Below are 2,927 nucleotides of genomic sequence, written 5' to 3'. Positions count from 1 at the left end.
GCCCTGGACCACGGGGTCAATGTCTTCTGTGTGATCAGGTCTGTGTGGCGTTCCTTCTCGGATGACCGCTCGTGAGGGGGCTTCTGTGTCCTGCGAGGGGCGCCTGCGGGATGCAGTGCTGGTAAGGGGTCCTTCGGGCTTCGGAACTGGTCGTTCAGGCGTTTTACGGCTGGAATCGGACCTCGTGGGAGCAGGAAGGCCGCCGCTGCTGCAAACAGCACGGCCATGAACGTCGTCATCGGGACTCCTTGGTGTGGCCTGCTCACGTGCGTGAACGGGACGCAGTGCATCTGCTCGTCGAGCTGTGTGGGGCGGATGGGCGAGGTCGGGACGGATCGGGTCAACACTCGACCTGCACCTCGGCAGCACTGAACCGCTGGTCGCCCCGCTCCGTCTTGCCTCGTCTCTCCCGCGAGGCCGCTCACACGGCGGCGGTTTTGGGCTTTGTGTTGGTGGGGGACTCAGCGGATTGGGCTAGGCGGTGGGTCCAGTAGAGGCCGGTCAGGTTCAAGGTCGTACCGGTGATTAGGCAGGCCAGGCCGGGGAGGGTGCCGAAAAGGAACGGGATCGGGTGCGCGCCCAAGGCCGACGCCATGGCCAGGCCCAGTAGCGGTAGTGCCGCTAGGAGCCGGGCTGTTGCGCGGGGACCTGCCAGTTGAACGGAAACGTCCTGGCGCTGTGCCTCTTCGTCGCGGAGGGCGGCGGCCAGGCCGTCCAGGACGGCTGCGAGGGTGCCGCCGCGTTCGGAGCCGATGCGCCAGCAGGCCGCCAGGAGTCGCAGCCCTTCCGCCCCCGGACGAGCCGCCAGTTCCTCCAAATGGTCGGGGGGCGGGCGAGGGATGTTGAGGAGTTCCTTGGAGACGTGCGGGTCGAGGACGGCCGCGGCTGCTGTGAACGCCTCGTCCGGAGTTCGGCCCGCCGCCAGTTCGGCGGCCATCGCGTCGCACAGCTCGATGACGGACGTGCACCATCGTTGCGGACGTGTCCTGCGTTCTTTGAGCGCGTCGGCTTTCGACGTGACGTAGTGGAGCGGGGTCTTGGTTGGGTCGGTTGTGAGGCGGTCCAGGCGGATGACGGCGGGAGAAGGGCTCATGAGTGTCCAGACGGCGGCCGCCGAACAGAGGGCCGCCAGCGCGAGAATCACGTGGTGCCCCGCAGTCTTGTGAACAGAGAGTCGGCCTCGGGAGACTGGACGATCCCGCCGGACGGAGTGAACGAGACAGCGGGGACGACACCGACCAAGCCGTCCGGTGCTCGGCGGAGGCGGCAGATCTCTGCCACGCGGCGCCGACCTCCGCCCGGATCGCGTACCAGGTGCACCACGAAGTCCAGGGCGGCGGCGAGTTGGCTGTGGACGGCCTCGCGGGTCAGGCCCGCCGCGCAAGCCAGGGCCTCGAGCCGGGCCGGCACGTCGGCCGCGGTGTTGGCGTGGAGGGTTCCGCAGCCGCCTTCGTGCCCCGTGTTCAGCGCCTGCAACAGGTGGACGACCTCCGGGCCTCGGACTTCGCCAACGACGAGGCGGTCGGGGCGCATGCGGAGGGCCTGGCGGACGAGGTCGTTCAAGTTCACGCCCCCCGCGCCCTCCATGTTGGGCGGTCGTGCCTCCAGCCGGACTACGTGAGGGTGGGACGGTCTCAGCTCTGCGGAGTCTTCGACCAGGAGGAGTCGTTCGGCCGGGTCCGCTAGTGAGAGCAGTGAGCTCAAGCATGTCGTCTTGCCGGTGCCCGTTCCGCCAGTGATCAGGAAGGCGGCTCGCGACTTGATCAGGCCGGCGAGTAGGTCGGCGCCCTCGGCCGGGACGGTTTCGGCGGCGACCAGTTCGTCCAGCGTGAAGGCGCGGCGGCGGGGGAGCCGCAGGGAGATGCAAGTTCCGGTTGCCGCCACGGGCGGGAGGACCGCGTGCAGCCGCACCCCGCCGGGGAGGCGGGCGTCGGCGTAGGGGGCTGAGTCGTCGAGGCGGCGTCCGGCGGCTGCGGTGAGGCGCTGGGCGAGGCGGCGCAGGGTGGGCTCGTCAGGGAAGCGCAGGCCGGTCCGGACGAGGCCGGAGCCTGTGTCGACCCAGACCTCGTCCGGACCGTTCACCAAGACGTCGGTGACGTCTGGAGACCGTAGTAACGGTTCAAGCGGCCCCGCGCCGACGAACTCGGCATGTAGTTCGTCGGCGAGCGTCAGGACCTCGCGATCGCCAAGGAGTCGTTCTTCCGCGCGCAGGGCCGCGGCGACCCGGCCGGTGGTCGGTTCGGCACCGGAATCGGCCAGCCGATCCCGGATGACGTCAGACAGCCTCGTCATACGACCTTCTCCTCCTGTTCTGTGTGGGGTGGCGGCGGACGGCCAGCTGCTCTGGCTGGGTGATTCGGTCGTTTCGGCGCTGCACGCCCACTGGTGGTGGGCGCCGTCTTCTCAGCCCGGTGGCTCTGCTAGGTGGCGCGAGCGGCGATCCACCGGGCGCTGATCGGCCCAGCGCTGATCGGGGGTAACGGGTGAAAGATGCGCGGGCAGGCAACTCCCCCGTGCGGGCAATGCAGGTGGTCTCGCCGCGCAGACCGCGCAGACCACGCAGGCGGCCCCCTTGTGCTGGCGGTGCGGGCAGCCTCGCCGGGCGGGCGCGCAGGCGGCCCCCGTGCAGACCGCGCGGGGGCAGCCCACAGTGCAGACCGCGCGGGCAGCCCGCCCTGCATACGGCGCTGGCAAGCCCTGCCCCGCGGGCGATGCAGGCAGCCCCGCCGTGCAGACCGTTCGAGCAGCCCTGCCGTGCGAACGGTGCTGGCGGCCCTGCCGTGCGGACGGTGCTGGCGGCCCCGTCGTGCGGACGGTGCTGGCGGCCCCGTCGTGCGGACGGTGCTGGCGGCCCCGTCATGCTGCGGTGCTGGCTGTCTTGAATTGTTGGGGGTACGGGCCGTTTGGCCTTATGGGTGGGGCAGTTG

3 protein-coding genes are annotated in these 2,927 nt (G+C 70.2%); all 3 read right to left on the bottom strand.

The window, feature by feature from the left end:
* The coding region (locus E1266_RS39075) for a hypothetical protein (protein WP_207946144.1) at positions 1 to 239 on the bottom strand (239 nt) is incomplete at its 3' end.
* Positions 240 to 421: 182 nt separating this feature from the next.
* Positions 422 to 1,144: a type II secretion system F family protein gene (locus tag E1266_RS36625; RefSeq protein ID WP_243719341.1), complete on the bottom strand. Its 723-nt coding sequence runs from the start codon at positions 1,142 to 1,144 to the stop codon at positions 422 to 424.
* Entirely contained in the window at positions 1,141 to 2,292 is a 1,152-nt protein-coding gene (locus E1266_RS36620) for a TadA family conjugal transfer-associated ATPase (protein WP_132055094.1), read from the bottom strand. The genes E1266_RS36625 and E1266_RS36620 overlap by 4 nt, the downstream gene beginning before the upstream one ends.
* Between the last annotated feature and the right edge of the window lie 635 nt (positions 2,293 to 2,927).

The organism is Actinomadura sp. 7K534 (assembly GCF_004348575.1).
GTDB classification, from domain to species: Bacteria; Actinomycetota; Actinomycetes; order Streptosporangiales; family Streptosporangiaceae; genus Spirillospora; species Spirillospora livida.
This window is presented reverse-complemented; position numbering and strand designations above follow the sequence as displayed.

Excerpts from the sequence above, each read along its gene's own strand:
- E1266_RS36620 (WP_132055094.1), bottom strand. The coding sequence starts at position 2,292 with ATGACGAGGCTGTCTGACGTCATCCGGGATCGGCTGGCCGATTCCGGT.